Origin of the sequence: Streptomyces sp. NBC_01214, from assembly GCF_026340975.1 — a bacterium.
GTDB lineage: Bacteria > Actinomycetota > Actinomycetes > Streptomycetales > Streptomycetaceae > Streptomyces.
In genome coordinates this window covers 2,808,835-2,828,239 of sequence record NZ_JAPEOS010000001.1, presented here as the reverse complement: position 1 = coordinate 2,828,239, position 19,405 = coordinate 2,808,835, and the positions used below count along the sequence as shown (strand labels likewise).

At 73.3% G+C, this 19,405-nt stretch carries 19 protein-coding genes; 4 read left to right on the top strand and 15 right to left on the bottom strand.

What is annotated here, in order from left to right; genetic code table 11:
• Positions 1 to 12: 12 nt before the first annotated feature.
• On the top strand, positions 13 to 210 hold the full coding sequence (locus OG594_RS13505) for a DUF1918 domain-containing protein (RefSeq protein WP_266598499.1): 198 nt from the start codon (positions 13 to 15) through the stop codon (positions 208 to 210).
• A 1-nt stretch (position 211) separates the two neighbouring features.
• On the opposite strand, the gene OG594_RS13500 is transcribed toward OG594_RS13505, so the two are convergent.
• The gene (locus OG594_RS13500; RefSeq protein WP_266598497.1) at positions 212 to 1,456 is read right to left on the bottom strand and encodes a glycoside hydrolase family 10 protein; all 1,245 of its coding nucleotides are present in this window, start codon (positions 1,454 to 1,456) and stop codon (positions 212 to 214) included.
• Positions 1,457 to 1,595: 139 nt separating this feature from the next.
• Between OG594_RS13500 and OG594_RS13495 the strand changes: the two genes are divergently transcribed.
• Positions 1,596 to 2,489, top strand: a complete 894-nt coding sequence (locus OG594_RS13495) for a 3-hydroxybutyryl-CoA dehydrogenase (RefSeq protein ID WP_266598495.1) — start codon at positions 1,596 to 1,598, stop codon at positions 2,487 to 2,489.
• A 40-nt stretch (positions 2,490 to 2,529) separates the two neighbouring features.
• On the opposite strand, the gene OG594_RS13490 is transcribed toward OG594_RS13495, so the two are convergent.
• The 10 genes from OG594_RS13490 to infC all read right to left on the bottom strand — a co-directional run bounded on the left by OG594_RS13490 (position 2,530) and on the right by infC (position 13,698).
• Positions 2,530 to 3,066, bottom strand: a complete 537-nt coding sequence (locus OG594_RS13490; protein WP_030010505.1) for an NUDIX hydrolase — start codon at positions 3,064 to 3,066, stop codon at positions 2,530 to 2,532.
• Positions 3,067 to 3,122: 56 nt separating this feature from the next.
• Positions 3,123 to 4,463, bottom strand: a complete 1,341-nt coding sequence (locus tag OG594_RS13485; protein WP_266598492.1) for a transcriptional regulator — start codon at positions 4,461 to 4,463, stop codon at positions 3,123 to 3,125.
• A 351-nt stretch (positions 4,464 to 4,814) separates the two neighbouring features.
• Complete coding sequence (locus OG594_RS13480) at positions 4,815 to 5,918, bottom strand: PP2C family protein-serine/threonine phosphatase (RefSeq protein WP_266598490.1); 1,104 nt, start codon at positions 5,916 to 5,918, stop codon at positions 4,815 to 4,817.
• A 137-nt stretch (positions 5,919 to 6,055) separates the two neighbouring features.
• Entirely contained in the window at positions 6,056 to 8,584 is a 2,529-nt protein-coding gene (gene pheT / locus OG594_RS13475; protein ID WP_266598488.1) for a phenylalanine--tRNA ligase subunit beta, read from the bottom strand.
• Entirely contained in the window at positions 8,584 to 9,711 is a 1,128-nt protein-coding gene (gene pheS / locus OG594_RS13470; RefSeq protein WP_266598486.1) for a phenylalanine--tRNA ligase subunit alpha, read from the bottom strand. The genes pheT and pheS overlap by 1 nt, the downstream gene beginning before the upstream one ends.
• Positions 9,712 to 9,863: 152 nt before the next feature.
• A complete protein-coding gene (locus OG594_RS13465; protein WP_266598484.1) occupies positions 9,864 to 11,102 on the bottom strand; it encodes a PAS domain-containing sensor histidine kinase in 1,239 nt (412 codons plus the stop codon).
• Positions 11,103 to 11,159: 57 nt separating this feature from the next.
• Positions 11,160 to 12,020, bottom strand: coding sequence for an RNA methyltransferase (locus OG594_RS13460; protein ID WP_266598482.1), 861 nt, complete (start codon positions 12,018 to 12,020; stop codon positions 11,160 to 11,162).
• Between the two features lie 153 nt (positions 12,021 to 12,173).
• The gene (rplT, locus tag OG594_RS13455) at positions 12,174 to 12,560 is read right to left on the bottom strand and encodes a 50S ribosomal protein L20 (RefSeq protein ID WP_007263143.1); all 387 of its coding nucleotides are present in this window, start codon (positions 12,558 to 12,560) and stop codon (positions 12,174 to 12,176) included.
• Positions 12,561 to 12,665: 105 nt separating this feature from the next.
• Positions 12,666 to 12,860 carry a 50S ribosomal protein L35 gene (gene rpmI / locus OG594_RS13450; protein ID WP_266598480.1) on the bottom strand — a complete coding sequence of 65 codons (195 nt, stop codon included), beginning with the start codon at positions 12,858 to 12,860 and terminating at the stop codon, positions 12,666 to 12,668.
• Between the two features lie 103 nt (positions 12,861 to 12,963).
• Positions 12,964 to 13,698, bottom strand: a complete 735-nt coding sequence (infC, locus tag OG594_RS13445) for a translation initiation factor IF-3 (RefSeq protein WP_266598478.1) — start codon at positions 13,696 to 13,698, stop codon at positions 12,964 to 12,966.
• A 325-nt stretch (positions 13,699 to 14,023) separates the two neighbouring features.
• On the opposite strand from infC, the gene OG594_RS13440 reads away from it, so the two are divergent.
• Complete coding sequence (locus OG594_RS13440; protein ID WP_030723460.1) at positions 14,024 to 14,401, top strand: DUF1844 domain-containing protein; 378 nt, start codon at positions 14,024 to 14,026, stop codon at positions 14,399 to 14,401.
• Positions 14,402 to 14,494: 93 nt separating this feature from the next.
• On the opposite strand, the gene OG594_RS13435 is transcribed toward OG594_RS13440, so the two are convergent.
• From OG594_RS13435 to OG594_RS13420, 4 genes are read right to left on the bottom strand one after another with little or no spacing between them, the layout of a single operon-like run.
• Positions 14,495 to 14,836, bottom strand: coding sequence for a hypothetical protein (locus OG594_RS13435; RefSeq protein WP_266598476.1), 342 nt, complete (start codon positions 14,834 to 14,836; stop codon positions 14,495 to 14,497).
• A 14-nt stretch (positions 14,837 to 14,850) separates the two neighbouring features.
• The gene (locus OG594_RS13430; RefSeq protein ID WP_266598474.1) at positions 14,851 to 15,591 is read right to left on the bottom strand and encodes an SseB family protein; all 741 of its coding nucleotides are present in this window, start codon (positions 15,589 to 15,591) and stop codon (positions 14,851 to 14,853) included.
• Between the two features lie 21 nt (positions 15,592 to 15,612).
• On the bottom strand, positions 15,613 to 16,818 hold the full coding sequence (gene mycP / locus OG594_RS13425; RefSeq protein ID WP_266598472.1) for a type VII secretion-associated serine protease mycosin: 1,206 nt from the start codon (positions 16,816 to 16,818) through the stop codon (positions 15,613 to 15,615).
• Positions 16,815 to 17,645, bottom strand: coding sequence for a hypothetical protein (locus OG594_RS13420; protein WP_266598470.1), 831 nt, complete (start codon positions 17,643 to 17,645; stop codon positions 16,815 to 16,817). The genes mycP and OG594_RS13420 overlap by 4 nt, the downstream gene beginning before the upstream one ends.
• Before the next feature lie 553 nt (positions 17,646 to 18,198).
• Here OG594_RS13420 and OG594_RS13415 point away from each other — a divergent pair.
• A complete protein-coding gene (locus tag OG594_RS13415) occupies positions 18,199 to 19,401 on the top strand; it encodes an amino acid deaminase/aldolase (RefSeq protein ID WP_266598468.1) in 1,203 nt (400 codons plus the stop codon).
• Positions 19,402 to 19,405: the final 4 nt, after the last annotated feature.

Sequence of the window (19,405 nt, the reverse complement as noted above, 5' to 3'; positions counted from 1 at the left end):
GAGGAGGTCAGTATGCGCGCGACCGAGGGCGACCAGCTGGTGCAGCACGGCAGGATCGTCGGACAGCACGACAAGGTGGGCGAGATCACCCAGGTCCTGGGCGAGAACGGAACCCCCCCGTACCGGGTCCGCTTCGAGGACGGACACGAGGCCCTGATGGCTCCTGGACCCGACTGCACGGTCCGCCACCCCTCCGAGCCCACTCACTGAATCAGCGCCGGGACGCCGCCGGGCCGTAGTGGTCGGCGACCACCCGGGCCATCGCTCCGTTGGGGTCCGCGGCCACCTGCTTCGCCGAGAAGTAGACGTGGCCGCGGACCTCCGGGTACCCGCGGGCGAACGTCAGGTGCTTCGACAGCTCCCCGGGATCGCGCCAGGCCTCGGTGGGACTGTCCTCGTCGCAGCGGTACAGGGCCTCCCCCACGTACAGGTCCACCTTCGTGCCGGCGACGGTCCGCGCCCACCAGGGCACGATGTCGGCGTAGTCGGCGGTCGGGTGCCCGATGTGCCAGTAGGCCTGCGGCACGATGTAGTCGATCCAGCCCTCCTTGACCCACTTGCGGGTGTCCGCGTAGAGGTCGTCGTAGGTCCCGAGGCCCGCGCGGGTCGGCGAACCGGTCGGGTCGCGGTCGGAATTGCGCCAGACGGCGAACGGGCTGATCCCGAAGCGGAGCGCGGGCCTCAGCGCCCGCAGCCGCGCGGACATCTCCCGGACCAGGGTGTCGATGTTGCTCCGGCGCCAGGCGGCGCGCGAGGCGAAGCCCGCCCCGTACTCCTCGAAGGCCTCGTCGTCGTCGAAGTACTCCCCCGCTACCGGGTACGGGTAGAAGTAGTCGTCCCAGTGCACGGCGTCCAGCGGATAGCGGGAGACGGCGTCGAACATGGCGTCCTGGACGAAGCGCCGCACCTCGGGCAGGCCCGGGTTGTAGTAGAGCTTGTCCCCGTACTCCACCGTCCAGTCAGGATTGCGCCGCGCCGGGTGCGTGGACACCAGCCGGTCGAGGTCGGTGTGGTTGGCCACGCGGAACGGGTTGAACCAGGCGTGCAGCTGGAGCCCTCGGGCGTGCGCCTCCTTGACGGCCGTGCCCAGCGGGTCCCAGCCGGGATCGACCCCCTGCTTCCCGGTCAGCCACTGCGACCAGGGCTCCAGCTTCGAGGGCCACAGGGCGTCCGCCGCCGGCCGGACCTGGAGGACCACCGCGCCCAGGCGGCGCTCGACGGCGGAGTCGAGGAGGGCGAGCAGCTCCGCGCGCTGCCGCGCCGCGGAGAGTCCGCTCTCGGAGGGCCAGTCCACGTTCGACACCGAGGCGATCCACATCCCCCGGAAGTCCGCCGCGGCCCGCCCCCCGGGGGTCCTCGCGGAAGTCCGGGGCGCCGCGGCCGCGGAACCGGCCGTGGCGGCGGCGATCACCCCCACGGCTCCGGCCAGCAGTGCCCGTCGGTCGATGTACGTCATGTGACGTCTCCGTTTCACTGAGTGACATTGCACGGTGTCCGCTCAGCATGCCCGCCCCGGCCCGCCGCCCCGCGCAAGGTCGGGAGTAACGTCGGGGGGCGTGGCGGGCGCCGGAATCGTACGGGGGACCCGCCGACGGATGAGCTGCGAAAGGCACGAAGTGACTGACCTCCCTTCCGACATCACACGGGTCGGCGTAGTGGGCTGTGGCCAGATGGGCGCAGGTATCGCCGAGGTGTGCGCCCGCAGTGGCCTTGAGGTCAAGGTCGCCGAGACCACCGGCGAAGCCCTGGAGATCGGCCGTACCCGGCTGCACAACTCCCTGACCAAGGCCGCCGAACGCGGCAAGATCACCGAAGAGGAGCGGGACGCCACCCTGGCCCGCCTCACCTTCACCACCGACCTCGGCGAGTTCGCCGACCGCGACCTCGTCATCGAGGCCGTCGTCGAGAACGAGCAGGTCAAGACGGAGATCTTCCAGATCCTCGACCAGGTGGTCACCCGCCCGGACGCGATCTTGGCCTCCAACACCTCCTCGATCCCGCTGGTCAAGCTGGCCGTCGCGACCTCTCGGCCGGACCAGGTCATCGGCATCCACTTCTTCAACCCGGCCCCGGTGCAGAAGCTCGTCGAGCTGATCCCGGCGCTGACCACGGGCGAGGAGACGGTCAAGCGGGCCGAGGCCCTGGTGCGGGACGTGCTGAACAAGCACGCGGTCCGCGCCCAGGACCGGTCCGGGTTCGTCGTCAACGCGCTCCTCGTCCCGTACCTGCTGTCCGCGATCCGGATGTTCGAGTCGGGCATCGCCAGCCGCGAGGACATCGACAACGGCATGGAGCTGGGCTGCGCCCACCCGATGGGCCCGCTCAAGCTGTCCGACCTGATCGGCCTGGACACCATCGCGTCGATCGCCGACTCGATGTACGCGGAGTACAAGGAGCCGCTGTACGCCGCTCCCCCGCTGCTCCAGCGCATGGTCGACGCGGGCCGCCTGGGCCGCAAGACGGGCGCGGGCTTCTACCCCTACGGCTGATCCCTCCGGCTGATCCCTCCGGTCCTACGGCCGGTCGCCCCTACGGCCGGCCGAGCCGCAGGTGGTGCAGCAGGAGCAACCCGGCCGCCATGTTGGCGGCCGGGATCTCCCCACGGGCGATCATGTCCGGCACCAGCTTGAGCGGGACCCACTCCCTGCGCGAGGACTCGAAGTCGTCCTCGGGATGCCCGATGTGGGTGGCCCCGTCCGCCCAGTAGAGGTGGTGCCGGGCATCGGTCAGTCCGTTCGACGGCTCGACGGTCATCAGGTGGTGGAGCGGGCCGGGCCGCCAGCCCGACTCCTCCTCCATCTCGCGGGCCGCCGCGACCGCGATGTCCTCGCCGTCCTCGACCACCCCGGCGGGCAGTTCCCAACCCCAGCTGTCGGTGATGAAGCGGTGCCGCCAGAGCAGCAGCACCTCGTCGGCCTCGTTGACGGCCGTGGCGACGGCGACCGGACGCAGCCGGATCACGAAGTGGTCCAGGTGCCGGCCGTCGGGGAGTTCCACATCGGCGAGGTTCACGTCGAACCAACGGTTCTTGTACACGGTCTGCTCGCTCAGGTTCGTCCACTGCACGGTTGTGCCACCTTCTTCCGTTCGAGTAGGTGGCAACATGGCAGCACTTCCGCCCGTCACAGCGGAACGCGCAGCGCCCCGTCGATGAGCCGCGCGGTCTCCTCCGCGCCCGTACAACCGCTGGTCAGGAGCTGTTCGCGGACCGCCCGCAGCCGGTCGCGCAGCCGCAGCGACTCCATGCCCTTGGCCCGTTCGGCCATCTCGGCCGCGGACGCCGCGGCCCGGTCCGCCTCCCCCTGGCGCAGCTGGATCTCGCACAGCATCGCCAGCCGGTGCACCCGGCCGCGGTCGTGCGCCGGGGTGCCGACGGCGGCGGTCGCCTGGACCCGGGCGGCTTCCAGATCGCCCAGGCTGAGCAGCGCCTCGGCGACCTGGACGTTGACGAGCCCCGGCTGTACGTAGCCGGTCTCGTCCGGTTCGCTGCCCGGGCGGATCCGCTCGGCGGCCGCCTCCGCCTTGCGGATGCAGGCCAGTGCGGCCGGGGTGTCGCCGAGTTGGGCGTACGCCTTGGCCTGCATCGCGTACAGGTCGGCGGCCAGCGCCGGGGTGGTGTGCCGCCCGGCGGCCCGCAGCGCGGCCTCGGCGAAGGCGACGGCCTGGCGGTACTCCCGCAGGTGCAGGGACTGGTTGACGATCAACGCAATGACGTACGCGCCGAGCCCCCGGTCCCCGCTCGCCTTGGCCAGGCGCAGGGCCTGGTGGAAGTAGCGCTGGGCCAGGCCGTGCGCGTCCGAGTCGTACGCGCAGATCCCCGCCACCGCCACCAGGGACCCCGTGGCCCGGTGCAGCCGGCGGCCGAGGTCGTCGGAGTAGCTCCCGCGCAGCATGGGCGCGGTTTCACTGCCCAGGAAGCGGACGATCCGGTCCCGCGTGGCGAGACCGCCGGCCCGGCGGTACATCAGCTCGTAGTGGGCGCGGGCGGACTTCAGGATCTCGATGTGTTCGGGACCGATCGGGTTCGGGCCCTCGCGGGAGACGTCGGCGTCCTCGGGCGGATTCTCCCATTCCCACACCGGGATGACCGCGGGCGTCCCGGTGACCGCCCCGGCGGCCAGCAGCTGGGGCCGGGCCTGGACGTCGGAACGCCACAGGGCCGCGGCCCGGTCCACGAACCCGCTGAGCGGCGAGGCGTGCAGCGGAACGGGCTGGTCGGCCGCGCCGAGCCCGATGTCGTCGAGCCCGAGGGGACGCCGCAGCCGCCCGCCGAGCACCTCGCAGATCAGGTCGGGGACCTGCCCCCGGGGCCGCTGGCCCTTCAACCACCGCGTCACGGCGGTGTGTTCGTAGCGCAGGGCGAGTCCGCGGGTGCGGCCCGCCTGGTTCACGTACGCGGCGAGTCCGGCGTGGGACATTCCCGCCTCGGCGAGGAGGGCGTCGAGCAGGACATTGGGCTGCATGGGCCGCTCCAAGGGCTCGTCGGTCTCAGGCTAGTGGGTGCGCGGTTCACACGGGGTGTGAACCGAGTACGCGCATAAATGCGATGCGCACTCTGCCGCACGGACCCCTGGAGGCGCTTCACTGAAGAGCCTCGCCAAGAGGTAGCTCGGGTCGTCGGCTCCCCCTCGTACAGTGCGACGACCCGTCACCGCGCCGCCCGTTCTGCTGTCTGCCCGACACTCCATGGCAGGCGGGCGGCGCGTTCCGGCCCCGCCGGCGCCCGGTTGGTCGCCGCGCCCCGGCAGGGGCCGGGTCGAGAGCGCGCGCCGGGCTCATCCACCGGGCCCGGCGCGCGTGTCCGGGGCCGGTGGTCAGGACCGGTCGTTGCGGAGCACCAGCAGGGCGACGTCGTCGGCGAGCCGCCCGCCGGTGTGCCGGAGCAGAGCGGCGTGCACGCCCGCAACCAGCCGCGCGGGCGTCGCCGCCGCCTCCCGTGCGAGGACGCCCGCCAGATCGAAGAACCGACCGGCCCGGTCGCGGGCGTCCTCGGCCCCGTCGGTGTAGAGGAACAGCGTCTCCCCGGGCCGGAGTTCCCCGCAGGTGCACGGCCGCACGTCCGCCGGCACGGGCACCACCCCGAGCGGCGGTAAGGTCTCGCCCCCGACCAGCGCCAACACCTGCGTGGAACCGGGCGCCGCCCGGACCCGGTCCTCGAACGCCGGACGGGCCGAAGGATCCAGCCCCGCCCGGGGGTTCCTCCCCGCGGTAGCCGGGGAAGTGTGAGGCGCGGGGTCCGGGGCGACGCCCCGGCTGCGTACGGTGCAGTGTTCCGGGACCGGAGCCGGACGGATCAGATAGGGCCAGGGATGGCCGGCGTTGAGGGCCAGCAGCGTGCCGTCCCGGGCGATCTGGAGGAGCAGGACCGTCACGAACTCCTCCGCCACCGGGGACCTCGGATCGGCCCGCGCCCGGTCACGGACGTGGCGGCCCAGTGCCCGCTCCATCCGGCGCAGCACGCCGTCCAGCGAGGGCTCGTCGTACGCCCCCTCGCGGAAGGCCCCGAGCACGGCGGCGGCCGTGCCCAGCGCGGGCAGGCCGTGGCCCCGGACGTCCCCGATCACCACCCGGATCCCGTACGCCGTCGGCACGGCCTCGTACAGGTCCCCGCCCACCGCCGCGCCCCGGCTCGCCGAGAGCTGCGCCGCGGCCGGCATCAGACCGTCGATCCGCCCCGGCAGCGGCCGCAGCAGCGCCCGCTGCGCGGCGCCCGCGATCTCGCGCGCACGGCGCAGCTCGGCCAGCAGCTCGCGCCGGACGTGCAGCGCGCACCCGGTGGCCAACAGCAGGAAGGCCGCGCAGGTGGCCAGGCTCGGGACCAGCCGCCCCGGCGTGGACAGCTCCCAGGACACCGCGGCGCCGGCCCAAGCCAGGACGCACACCCGGCGCACCTGGGGCATCTCCCCACGCGTGATCATCCGTAGGACTCCCCTCCGGCCGGATCGATTGTGTCGACCGACCGCCGCCCGGGACACGGGCCGTCGGGGTTCTCACCCGAACGAGTGAGGGGCACGTCCGGTGGTCCGGACGTGCCCCTCACGCGGGTACGAAGCGGCTACGCGCCCCGGAGCACCGCCCCGGTCCGCTCGCCCGCCAGGGCCACCGCCGCGTCGCGCGCGGCCGTGGACTCCTCGGCGGTCAGCGTCCGGTCGGCCGCACGGAAGCGCAGCGCGTAGGCCAGGGACTTCTTGCCCTCGCCGACCTGCTCACCGGTGAACACGTCGAACAGCCGCAGCGATTCGAGGAGTTCGCCCGCGCCCTTGCGCAGCGCGGCCTCCACCGAGGACGCCGGAACCGACGCGTCGACGATCAGCGCCACGTCCTGGGTCGCCACCGGGAAGGAGGAGATCCGCGGCGCCTGGAGGGCCTCGCCACCGGCCGCCGCGAGGCGGTCCAGGTCGATCTCCATCGCGCTGGTGCGGGCCGGCAGGCCCATCGCCTTGACCACGCGCGGGTGCAGTTCACCGGCGTGGCCGATGACCTGCTCGACCCCGTCGAGGGTGACGACCAGTTCGGCGCAGCGGCCCGGGTGCCAGGGGCCGTACTGGCCCTGGCGGACCACCAGCTCGGTGCCGGCCTCGACGGCCAGCGCGCGGGCCGCCTGGACCGCGTCCGCCCAGTCGGCCGGACGGCCCTTGCCCCACCAGCCGGCCTGCTCGCGCGCACCGGCCAGCACGACCGCGGCGTACCGCGGCTGCGCGGGCAGGGCCGCGTTCAGGGTGGCGATCTCCTCGTCCGTGGGACGCCGGTCGACGGGCAGCCGTACGGCGACGCCCGGCTGGGCGGCGGCCCGGAAGACCGAACCGGTCTCGAAGAGCGCGAGGTCGTGGCTGCCCCGGCTGTCGTTGCGGCGCAGTGCGCCGAGCAGACCCGGCAGCAGCGTGGTGCGCAGCGCCGGCTCCTCGTCGGAGATCGGGTTGACCAGCTTGACGACCTGGCGGGCGACGTCGTGCGCGGGGAGCTGGAGCTGGTCGAAGACGCCCTCACCGATGAACGGGTAGCTGAGCGCCTCGACGTAGCCCGCACCGGCCAGCGCGCGGCCGACCCGGCGGTGCAGCTGCTGCCGGGCGGTCAGACCGCGGCCGGAGGGCACCTGCGGGAGGGTCGACGGGAGGTTCCCGTAGCCCTCCAGCCGGATGACCTCTTCGGCGAGGTCGTTGGGCGCGGCGAGGTCGGGCCGCCACGAGGGGACGGTGACGACGAGTTCGTCCTGGCCGTAGACGTCGCAGCCGATCTCCTGGAGGCGGCGCACGACGGTCTCGCGGCCGTACTCCATGCCCGCCACCCGGTCCGGGTGGTCCGCGGGCATGGCGATGGTGCGCGGCGCGCCCGGGGCGATGACCTCGGTGACGCCCGCCTCGGCGGTGCCGCCCGCGAGGAGCACGAGCAGGTCGACGGTCCGCTGCGCGGCCGCGGCGGCGGCGTGCGGGTCGACGCCCCGCTCGAAGCGCTTGGAGGCCTCGGAGGACAGCTTCAGGCGGCGGGCGGTGCGCGAGATCGACACGGAGTCGAAGTGCGCGGCCTCGATGACGACGTCCGTGGTACCGGTGACGGCGCCCGTCTCCGGGTCGGTGACGGAGTCGGCGATCTCGGTGTTGGCGCCGCCCATGACACCGGCGAGCCCGATGGGGCCGCTGTTGTCGGTGATCACCAGGTCCTCGGCGTCGAGCGTGCGCTTGACCCCGTCGAGGGTGGTGAACTTCTCGCCCTGCTCGGCGCGGCGGACGCCGATGGTGCCCTCGACGCTGGCGCGGTCGTAGGCGTGCAGCGGCTGACCGAGCTCCAGCATCACGTAGTTGGTGATGTCGACGGCGAGCGAGATCGGGCGCATGCCCGCCTTCTGCAGGCGGCGGGTCAGCCAGATCGGGGAGCGCGCGTCGGGGTCGAGACCGGTCACCGTGCGGGCGGTGAAGCGGTCGCAGCCGGCCGGGTCGTCGACCTTGACCGGGTAGCCGTACGAGTTCGGCGCGGGCACGTCGAGCAGCGCCGGGTCGCGCAGCGGCAGCCCGTAGGCGGTGGCCGCCTCGCGGGCGACGCCCCGCATGGACATGCAGTAGCCGCGGTCCGGGGTGATGTCGATGTCGAGGACCTCGTCGACGAGCTGGAGCAGCTCGATCGCGTCGGTGCCGACCTCGTGCTCGGGCGGCAGCACGATGATGCCGTGCGTGCCGTCGTCGCCCATGCCCAGCTCGTCGCCGGAGCAGATCATGCCGTGCGAGGTGCGGCCGTAGGTCTTGCGCGAGGCGATCGCGAAGTCGCCGGGCAGGACCGCGCCGGGCAGGACCACGACGACCTTGTCGCCGACGGCGAAGTTCCGGGCGCCGCAGACGATCTCCTGCGGCTCGCCGGTGCCGTTGGCGGAGCCGACGTCGACCGTGCAGAAGCGGATCGGCTTGCGGAAGCCCTCCAGCTCCTCGATGGTCAGCACCTGACCGACGACGAGCGGCCCCTTGAGGCCGCCGCCGAGCTGCTCGACGGTCTCGACCTCGAGGCCGGCGTCGACCAGCTTGGCCGCCACGTCACGGCCGGATTCACCCGCGGGGAGATCGACGTACTCCCGCAGCCAGGAAAGCGGGACGCGCATCAGATCTCACTCCCGAACGGCCGGGTGAAACGAACGTCACCCTCGACCATGTCTCGCATGTCTTCGACGTTGTGGCGGAACATCAGCATCCGTTCGATGCCGAACCCGAAGGCGAATCCGCTGTACTTCTCGGGGTCCACACCGCAGGCGACGAGCACCTTGGGGTTGACCATGCCGCAGCCGCCGAGCTCGATCCAGCCCTCGCTGGAGCAAGTGCGGCACGGGCGGTCGGGGTTGCCCACCGACGCGCCGCGGCACACGTAGCACTGCATGTCCATCTCGGCGGACGGCTCGGTGAAGGGGAAGAAGTGCGGGCGCAGGCGCGTGGTGGTGCCCTCGCCGAACAGCTCCTGGACCATGTGGTCCATGGTGCCCTTGAGGTCCGCCATGGTCAGGCCCTCGTCCACGGCGAGCAGCTCGACCTGGTGGAAGACCGGGGTGTGCGTCGCGTCGAGCTCGTCGGTGCGGTACACCCGGCCCGGGCAGACGATGTAGACGGGGGGCTTGCGCTCCAGCAGCGAGCGCGCCTGCACCGGGGAGGTGTGGGTGCGCAGCACGACGCCGGACTCGTCGCCCTGGGTGCCCTCGGGCCCCTGGACGAAGAAGGTGTCCTGCATCTGGCGCGCCGGGTGGTCGGGCGTGAAGTTGAGGGCGTCGAAGTTGAACCACTCGGCCTCCACCTCCGGCCCCTCGGCGACCTCGTACCCCATGGCCACGAAGATGTCCGCGATGCGGTCCATCAGCGTGGTCAGGGGGTGCCGGGCGCCGGCGGGGACGCGGTCGTAGGGCAGTGTGACGTCCACGGCCTCCTCGACCAGCACCCGCTCGTCGCGCTCGGCCTCCAGCGCGACCGTGCGGGCCCCGAAGGCCTTGTTCACGGCGCCGCGGGCCTGGCCCACGCGCTTGCCCGCCTCGGCTTTGGCCTGCGGGGGCAGCGCGCCGATCTCACGGTTGGCGAGCGCCAGGGGCGAGCGGTCGCCCATGTGCGCGGTCTTCGCCTCGCGCAGCGCGTCGAGGTCGCCGGCGGACGCGAAGGCGGCGAGCGCCTCGTCCCGCATGCGCTCGATCTCTTCCGGTTTCAGTGCCTCGACCTCGACAGGGTCGTACGACTTGTTCGGTGCCGACATCTCTTCCCGTACTTCCGATGGCTGGCTGGTGGGTCCCCCGCGCGACGCGCAGGACGCGCTCGGCACAAGGACACAAAGGTGCCAAAGGACGAGTCTAAAGGTCGCTGGGGGTGGAGGAGCCCGTGGGCCGCCTGCCGAGACGCTCCGCAGGGCTACTGCGTGAGGTACGCGGGGGCGCTCACGGGCAGGATAAATCGGAACTCGGCGCCGCCTCCGGGGCCGCGGCCGACCGTGATGGTCCCGCCGTGGGCCTCCACGATGCCCTTGACGATGTACAGGCCCAGGCCGGTGCCGCCGCGCTTGCTCCCCCGCCAGAAGCGGGTGAAGACGCGGCCCATCGACTCCTCGGGGATCCCGGGGCCTTCGTCGGTCACGGTGACGGCGGTTCCCTTCTCGTGCGGCGACACACCGATGGTGACCGTTCCTTCTCCGTGGCGCACCGCATTTTCCAGGAGGTTGCCGAGGATCTGGTCGATCTTGTCCGGGTCGGCCCACAGATCGGGGAGCGGGCGGCTGACGCTCACGAGGAACCGCTCGGGGTCCTGCCCGTTCGCGGTGAGCGCCTGCACGTGGCGGCCGACGGCGGTGGCGATGTCCACCGGCTGGCGGCGCACCTCCAGGCGGCCGGAGTCGATGCGGGAGATGTCGAGCAGCTCGGCGATGAGGCGGGTGACGCGGTTGGCGTCGGCGTCGACGGTCTCCAGCATCAGCCGCTTCTGGTCGTCGGTGAACCGCTCCCACTTGGCGAGCAGGGTGGCCGTGAACCCCTTGACCGAGGTCAGCGGGGAGCGCAGCTCGTGGGCGACGGTGGCGATGAGCTCGGCGTGGCTGCGCTCGGTGCGCCGCCGGGCCTCGGTACCGCGCAGGGTGACCACGAGGCGGCGCAGCGGGCCGGTGGGGTGCGTACGGACGTAGCTGGCGGAGACCAGCACCTCGCGGCCGCCGGGGAGGAGCAGGTTCCGCTCGGGCTGGCCGCGGCGGGTGGCGAGGCCCCCGTACGGGTCGGTCAGCGCCCACCAGCGGCGGCCTTCGAGGTCCTCCAGCGGGAGCGCCCGCTCGATGCGCCTGCCGAGCGCCTGGGCGGGATCGGTCGCGGTCATCCGGGCCGCGGCCCGGTTGAAGCAGATCACGTGCCCGGTGGCGTCGGCGACGACGAGCCCGTCGGGCAGGCAGTCGGGGTCGATCCCGAAGGCGAGCCCCTCACCGGTGGCGCCGCCGCCCAGGACCGCCCCGCGGGCCGCGCCCTGTGGTGGTACGCCGCGCAGCGCGTCGGAGGGATGTACGGGTGGCACGGCATCGGCGGGCCCGCCCGTCCGGGCGCAGGGGCCGACCTGCACCGGCCGACCGGCCGTCGTGCCGGCCCCCGGCGAACTGTTCGTACCGACGGTCATGTCCCCGTACCCCACATCTCCCGAGTAGCGCAGTGGGCCCCCCGGGCCGCCACATTACTAGCTGGGGGTCACAGAGCGGCACCCTCCGGGCGCCCGCTGTGCACGCGCGGACGCGTAGAGGCACACGGCGGCGGCCGTCGCCAGGTTCAGGCTCTCCGCCTTTCCGTGGATCGGGACCCGTACGACGGCGTCCGCCAGGGCCCTGGTCTCCTCCGGCAGACCCCAGGCCTCGTTGCCGAAGACCCAGGCGGAGGGCCCGCCCATGGTGCCCGCGTCCAGCTCGGCGTCGAGGTCGTCCTCCCCCGCGCCGTCGGCCGCCAGGATCCGTACGCCGGCCGCCCGGAGCCCCTCGACGGCCTGTTCGACCGGAACGCCGACCGCGACCGGGAGGTGGAAGAGGGAGCCCACGGAGGCCCGTACCGATTTGGGGTTGTAGAGGTCCACGGAGGCGTCGGTCAGCACCACCGCGTCGGCGCCCGCGGCGTCCGCGCAGCGCAGCACCGTACCGGCGTTGCCGGGGTCGCGGACGTGCGCGAGGACGGCGACGAGCCTGGGCCGGGCCTCCAGGATCTCCTCGAACGGGGAGTCCAGGAAGTGGCAGACACCGACCAGGCCCTGCGGGGTGACGGTCTGGGAGACCTCGGCGAGCACCTCGTCGGAGGCGTAGTGCACGCGGGCACCCGCGTCCAGGGCGGCCTCGATGATCCCGGAGTAGCGCTCGGCGGCCTCGACGGTGGCGAACAGCTCGATCAGGGTCGACGCGCCGGTGGGGCCGCGGTGATCGACGGCCTCGCGGACGGCCTGCGGACCCTCGGCGATGAAGCGGCGCTCCTTGGTGCGGAAGTTGCGCCGCGCCAGGCGCCTGGCGGCGGCCACCCGCGGGGACCGGGGGGAGATCAGCTCGTCGGGGTGACCCATGGTGTGTGCGGTTCTCTCTCGGGGTTCCGGGCTCGGGGTTCCGGGCGGGACGGGGCGGCGCGGGGCGGCGCGACGCGGAAAGCACACGGACCCGCAGGCGAATGCCTGCGGGTCCGTGGGGGCCGGCCCTGGGTGAGCTGGGCCGGCTAGCCCTTAGGCAGCGGCCTTGGGGGCGTTGACGTCGGCCGGAAGCGCCTTCTGCGCGACCTCGACGAGCGCGGCGAACGCGTTGGCGTCGTTGACGGCCAGCTCCGCGAGGATCTTGCGGTCCACCTCGATGTTGGCGGCCTTCAGACCCTGGATGAGGCGGTTGTACGTCATGCCGTTCTGGCGGGCAGCGGCGTTGATGCGCTGGATCCACAGCTGACGGAAGTCGCCCTTGCGCTTCTTGCGGTCGTTGAAGTTGTAGACCAGCGAGTGGGTGACCTGCTCCTTGGCCTTGCGGTACAGGCGCGAACGCTGACCGCGGTAGCCGGAGGCCGCCTCGAGGATCGCCCGGCGCTTCTTGTGGGCGTTTACTGCCCGCTTGACGCGTGCCACTTTTTAACTCCTTGTAGCGGGGCCGTGGGTGTCTTCACACGGCCCGAAATTCGATGGGGTCCCGGTCTCGACGTGCGTCCGCTCCCTACGGGGGGAGCGGAGACGTCAGATGCCGAGAAGCTTCTTGATCTTCGCGGCGTCGCCGGGGGCCATCTCCGCGGTGCCGGTGAGGCGGCGGGTGACACGGGACGACTTGTGCTCGAGCAGGTGGCGCTTGCCGGCGCGCTCGCGGAGCACCTTGCCGGAGCCGGTGACCTTGAAGCGCTTCTTGGTACCGCTGTGCGTCTTGTTCTTCGGCATGGCGCCGTTATCTCCTCGTCGGTGGCGCTCCCACCGGTCCGGTACGGGACCGGCTTACGGGAGCGTCAGTTGTGTCGGGTGATCCGGGACGGGCGTCCTGGAATCAGGCCTCGGCGTTCGCCTCGTCGGCCGGAGCCTCTTCGGCAGCGGCGTCGGTGGCCTCGGCGGAGGCGACCTCGGTGGTGTCATCGACCTCGACGGCGGCGTCCTCGGAAGGAGCCTCGCCTTCGGTGTGGGCGACACCCTGGCGCTCCGCCTTGCGGGCGGCCTGCGCCTCGCGGGCTTCGGCCATCGCCTCGGTCTTCTTCTTGTGCGGACCGAGGACCATGATCATGTTTCGGCCGTCCTGCTTCGGGTTCGACTCGATGAACCCGAGGTCCTCGACGTCCGAAGCGAGACGCTGCAGCAGTCGGTAGCCGAGTTCCGGCCGGGACTGCTCGCGACCACGGAACATGATCGTGATCTTGACCTTGTCGCCCTGCTTGAGGAACCGAACGACGTGACCCTTCTTGGTGTCATAGTCGTGCGGGTCGATCTTCGGCCGGAGCTTCATTTCCTTGATGACCGTGTGCGCCTGGTTCTTGCGCGCCTCACGGGCCTTCATGGCCGACTCGTACTTGAACTTGCCGTAGTCCATGAGCTTGCAGACCGGCGGGCGTGCGGACGCCGCGACCTCGACCAGGTCGAGGTCGTACTCCTGCGCGAGCTCAAGCGCCTTGGCAAGCGGCACGATGCCGACCTGCTCGCCGCTGGGACCGACAAGCCGTACCTCGGGAACGCGAATCCGGTCGTTGATGCGGGGCTCGGTGCTGATGGATCCTCCTCGGTAGCACCACACGGCTGCCTGGCAGACAGCCGCTGACGTGTATTTCCGTCAGACCGACCGCAGCGGGAGAATGAAAAAAGCCCCGCCGGGCACAGGCAGGGGCTCCAAAACAACCGGAGCACCGCCGCGTGCGAACCGCGGGGCGCAAACTCGGGCAGCTTTCCATCGTCCGTACGGAACGATGGATGCCGCCTGACCGGTGACCCGCCGCCCCGGAGGGCAGTCAGGTGGGAGAACGGAGCCTCCACTTGTGGGCCGGGCACATAAGTGTCCGGCCGGTCGAAGTACATACTAGCACCCGTGCCGCAAGCCCGCCGCACGGCATATCGTGGGGCGCATGACTGACGCGACACCCCCCACCGAACCCGCTGCCGACGGCGCCCCCGACTACGACACCATGACCCGCGACATCGCGGACGTGCCCGCCGTCGAGGTGATCACCACGGTGGCCGTGCACCTGCTGAGCGCCGCGGCGGTCAACCTGGGCCTGGACAAGCCCGACTCCGAGCACAAGGACCTCGACGAGGCCCGCAAGCTGATCACGGCCCTGGCCGGCCTGGTCACCGCGAGCGCCACCGAGATCAGCTCCTTCCACGCCGCCCCGCTGCGCGACGGCCTGAAGTCGCTCCAGCTGGCCTTCCGCGAGGCCTCGATCGTGCCGGACGAGCCGGGTCAGGGGCCGGGCGAGAAGTTCACGGGTCCCGTCTTCGGCTGAGCCCGTACCGCACCGACGCACGGCGGCGGCCGGTGCACCCCGCGGGGGTGCACCGGCCGTCGTCGCGTCGGGGGGCCGCGCGGCCCCGTGCGGTCAGGGCCGCGGGTCGAGCAGGTCGGCCCGGCGCAGCAGCTCCTCGGCGTCCTCGTCCCAGTCGGGGCCGAAGGCGAGGAGGTCGTGGGCGGCCTCGCGCAGCAGCTCCGCGTCGTCCGGGCGGTGCAGGCAGGCCAAGCGGTAGGCGAGGTTGCGCGCCCAGGGCGGCAGACCCATCCAGTTCTCGGCGATCACCTGGCGGAGCACGGCGAGCAGCTCGTCCGGGTCCGCGAAGGTCACCGCCTCCACGAAGTGGTAGTCGGCCGCCATGGTCTCCTGCACGCCGAGGTGCGTCCGGTTCTCGGGGACGGCCAGGCGCACCCGGGCCAGCAGATCGCTCACGGGACTCCTCGCGGTCAGCGGGTGAACAGGGGCTCGCCGGGCGGGGCCGGCGCGTCCACCGGGAGCAGGGCCAGGTCCAGTCCGCGGACCAGCCGGGCCCGCAGGGTGGTGTCCGTCGCCAGCGCCTCGGCGACGCGCCGGGCCGCCGCGGACGCCTGCGCGCCCCCGGCCAGCACGATCGCCAGGGTGCCGTCGGAGTCGGCGCCGCCCGGGCCGAGGTGGGCGCGCAGGACGGCGGGCTCCGCGGACACGGCGGCCCGTACGGCCTCCCGTACGGCGGGGTCGGCCAGCGGGCCCGCGTCGGTGCGACCCTCGGCGAGGGCGAGCAGCGCGGAGCCGGTGAGCTGGTAGGTGACGGGGCCGGCGAGGTCCAGGACCACGGTGTCGGCCTTCTCGTGCGCGGCGGCGGCCAGCGCCTGGTGCAGCGGGACGGCGACCGGCCGGGCCGCAGGGTCCCACAGGGCGAGCGAGGCGATGGAGGTGAAGGCGGGCAGCGCCCGCCGGTCGCCCGCCCGCAGGGTCGGGACGGCCATGTCGCTGGTCTTCTCGCGCTTCAGGCCCGTCTCCGGGTCGGTCTCCACCTCGCCGAGGACGGCGACCACCGGGACCAGCAGGCGGGCGCCCTTGAGCGCGGCCAGCACCTCCGGCTCCTTCGCCCGGTCCTCGGACCAGGCGGCCAGGGCCGCGGTCAGCCGGGGATCGGCGGAGCCGTCGTCGTCGGAGAAACCCGGGTCGGGAATGTTCTTGTTCGCCATGTTCGCCACAGTTACCCGACCCTACTGTGCCGCGTACGGGTCCTGGCCACGGCCCCGGGTGCCCCGGCGCGGGCGCCGCGCGAGTACGGCGGCCAGGACCAGCAGCACCGTTCCCGCGACCGCTGCCGCCGGGGCTCCCAGCCGGGCGCCCCGCTCGGGCGGGCGGACCGGTTCGGGGCCGGGGCCGAAGTACGTGCTGCCGGCCGCGGCGGGCGCCGGTGCCGGAGCCTCCGGGCGCATCCCTTCGGCGGCCTGGAGGGCGGCGACGGGATCGACCAGCCCGTGACCGCGGGCGTCGTCGCGGCCGCCGTCCGGGGAGTCGGAGGCGGTGTCCTCCAGCAGCTTCTTCACCTGGGCCGGGGTCAGGTCGGGGTGCGCGGCCAGGACGAGGGCCACGGCGCCGGAGACGAAGGCCGCCGCGGCGCTGGTGCCCCAGCCCTCGTAGTACGAGCGGTCGGGGTCGGCGATGACGACGTCGACACCGGGGGCGCTGACGGTGGCGTACCAGTTGCGGGTGGAGAACTTGGCCTTCCTACCGCGCCGGTCGACGGCGGTGACGGCGATGACCCCCGGATAGGCGGCCGGGTAGGAGACGCGGTCGCCCGCCTCGCCGCCGTTGCCCGCGGAGGCCACGACGACCACGCCCTTGGCGAGGGCGTACTGGACGGCCTCGTCCTCCCCCGCCTCGTGGTGGGCGGAGTCGCTGTCGTCGCCGAGGGACAGGTTGATCACGTCGGCGCCGTGGTCCGCGGCCCAGCGGATGCCCTCGGCGAGGGCCCCGCCCTTGCTGTCGCGGGCCTGGGAGCGGCCCGGGTCGCCCTCTTCGAGGATCACCCGGACGGGCAGGATCCGTGCCTGCGGGGCCATGCCGAGGACGCCCTGGCCGCGGCTGGGGCCGTGGCCGTGCCCGGCGATGATGCTCGCCATGGCGGTTCCGTGGCGGGCCCAGGCGCGGTCGCCGGGGCCGGCCCCCATGCCGATGAGGTCGGTGCCGGCGAGGACCTGGCCGGAGAGGTCGGGATGGGATTCGTCGACGCCGGTGTCGAGGACGGCGACGGTGACCCCGGAGCCCCGGGTGGTGCCCCAGGCCTCCTCGGCGCGCAGGGCCAACAGGCCCCACTGGCGGTCGCGGATGTTGTCGGCGGCGGCGGGGGCCGCGGTGGCGGACACGAGGAGGGTCGCGGCGAGCAGGGCGGCGGCCGCCTGCCCGGAGGCCCGGCGGATCATCGGGTGGGCTCCGGGGTGGTCGGTGCGGGCGTGGCGGACGGTGCGGGCGTGGCGGACGGTGCGGGTGGTGCGGCGAGGAAGGCGAGGCCGTGGCCCACGCGGTCGGCGAGCGCCCGGGCCTCGTGGCCGAGGCCGGCTTGGGCGGCGGCTCCCGTGGCGTCCTTCTTCATCAGCTCCTCGGCGGGGCGGGGCGCGTCCAGGGGGCGGCCGTCGGCGAAGGCGGAGACGGTGTAGACGACGACGGGTGCCTCGGTGAGTACGGAGGTGGCCCAGGCGGCGCGCTGCGCGTCGGTGAACCCGTAAGCGGGCGGTGCGGGGATCCGGCCCTTGAGGGCGGTCATCGCGGGGGCGTCGGCGGGGGTGAAGACCATGCCGACGGTGATCAGGGAGCTGCGGGTGGCGTCGGTGTAGGTGGCGCGCAGCACGCGGGTGCAGCCGGTGGCGGCCAGTACGGCCTGCCAGTCGGCGGCGAGGGCGGCCGGGCAGTCGGCGTCGGGGGCGAGCGCGATCCGGGTCCAGGTGCGGTCGGCGCCGCCGGGACCTGCGGAGGGGCCGTTCAGGACGGGCGGGAGCAGGCTGTCGACCGGGGCGGCCCGCCACAGCGAACCGGCCTTGCGATAGGCGGCGTCGGCGGGGAGGGGGCGGGCCGCGGCACGGTGTTCGGCCCAGGTGGTGAAGGCGGCCCCGCCGACGAGGCCGCTGCCGAGGAGGACGCAGAGCGTGGCGGCGACGACCCGTGCGGGGTGGCGGCGCGGGTTCGCGGGGGCGGGCTGCGCGGTCGGTTCGGGCTCGCCCACGAGTGCGGTCCGCGGTGTCGTCGTGGTCATCCGGCGGCTCCGCCCCCCGTTCCGTACGGCTGCCTGCCCGTACTCTACGGCGTCGCCAGCACGCGGTGCTTGCCGGTACCACCCCAATCCGGCCCGGCCGCCGATCCAACCCCACCGGCGATCGAAGCACGGGGCACGGGGCGGAGCCCCAACCTCGAAACCCACGGACCGACAGCCGCAGCACCCCCAGCCCCACCAGCCTTCGAGGCGCGGGGTACGGAGGCTGCCGATCCAGCCCCGCCGGCGATTGAGGCGCGGGGTACGGGGCGGAGCCCCGGTCCTCAAGGCGCGCGGACCGACGGCCGCACCACCCCCAGCCCCACCGACGTTCGAGCCGCGGGGCAACGGAGGCCCGATCCAGCCCCGCCGGCGATTGAGGCGCGGGGTACGGGGCGGAGCCCCGGCCTCGAGGCCCGCGGACCGACGGCCGCACCACCCCCAGCCGCGCCGGCGATTGAGGCGCGGAACTCCGGGGCGGAGCCTCGGGAAACGGGGAAAGGGCGGGGCGGGGAACCTCTACCCACCGGTAGAGACCTCTGGCAAGCTGCCGCCCATGAACTCCCCCGCCACCGACCGCGCCCGGTACGACCGGGCGACCGCGCACCTGGACGCGCCGCTGGCCATCGTGGATCTCGACGCCTTCGACGCCAACGCCGACGATCTCGTCCGCCGCGCCGCCGGCAAGCCGGTCCGGGTGGCGAGCAAGTCGGTCCGGTGCCGCGCGCTGCTGGAACGGGTCCTCGCCCGCCCCGGGTTCGCCGGGATCATGTCGTACACCCTCGCAGAGTCGCTCTGGCTGGCCCGGTCCGGGTTCGAGGACGTGCTCCTCGCCTATCCCTCCACCGACCGGGCTGGTTTCGGCGAGCTGGCGAACGACGCCAAGCTGGCCGGCGCGGTCACGGTGATGGTGGACGATCCGGCGCAGCTGGACCTAATCGACGCGGCCCGGGACGGCGGCGCCGAGGAGATCCGGGTCTGTCTGGAGCTGGACACGTCCCTGCGGCTGTTCGGCGGCCGGGTACGGGTCGGGGCTCGCCGGTCTCCGCTGCGCGAGCCTGCGCAACTGGCCGGACTGGCCCGGGCAGTGGCCTCCCGCCCCGGGTTCCGGGTGGTGGGGCTGATGGCGTACGAGGGTCACGTCGCCGGGGTCGGGGACTCGCTGGTGGGTCGCCCGCTGCGGTCCCGGACCATCCGGCTGATGCAGGGCGCGGCCCGCAAGGAGCTGGCGGAGCGGCGGGCCGAGGTGGTGCGGGCCGTGCGCGCCATCGTACCGGATCTGGAGTTCGTCAACGGCGGCGGCACCGGCAGCGTGCAGCAGACGGCTGCCGAGGAAGCGGTGACGGAGGTAGCGGCCGGTTCCGGCCTGTACATGCCGCGGCTGTTCGACAACTACACGTCGTTCAGCGGGCGTCCGGCGGCCCTGTTCGCCCAGCCCGTGGTGCGCAGGCCCGGGGTGGGCGTGGTGACGGTGCTCGGGGGCGGCTATCCGGCCTCCGGGGCGGCCGGGACGGACCGGCTTCCGGTCCCGTACCTGCCCCAGGGGCTGCGCTACGACCCCCAGGAGGGCGCGGGCGAGGTGCAGACCCCGCTGCTGGGCAGCCCGGCCGACGATCTGCTGATCGGCGACCGGGTCTGGTTCCGGCACGCGAAGGCGGGCGAGCTGTGCGAGCGGTTCGACACCCTGCACCTGATCGAGGGCGACCGGGTCACCGACAGCGCGCCGACCTACCGGGGTGAGGGGCGCACCTTCCTCTAGTGCA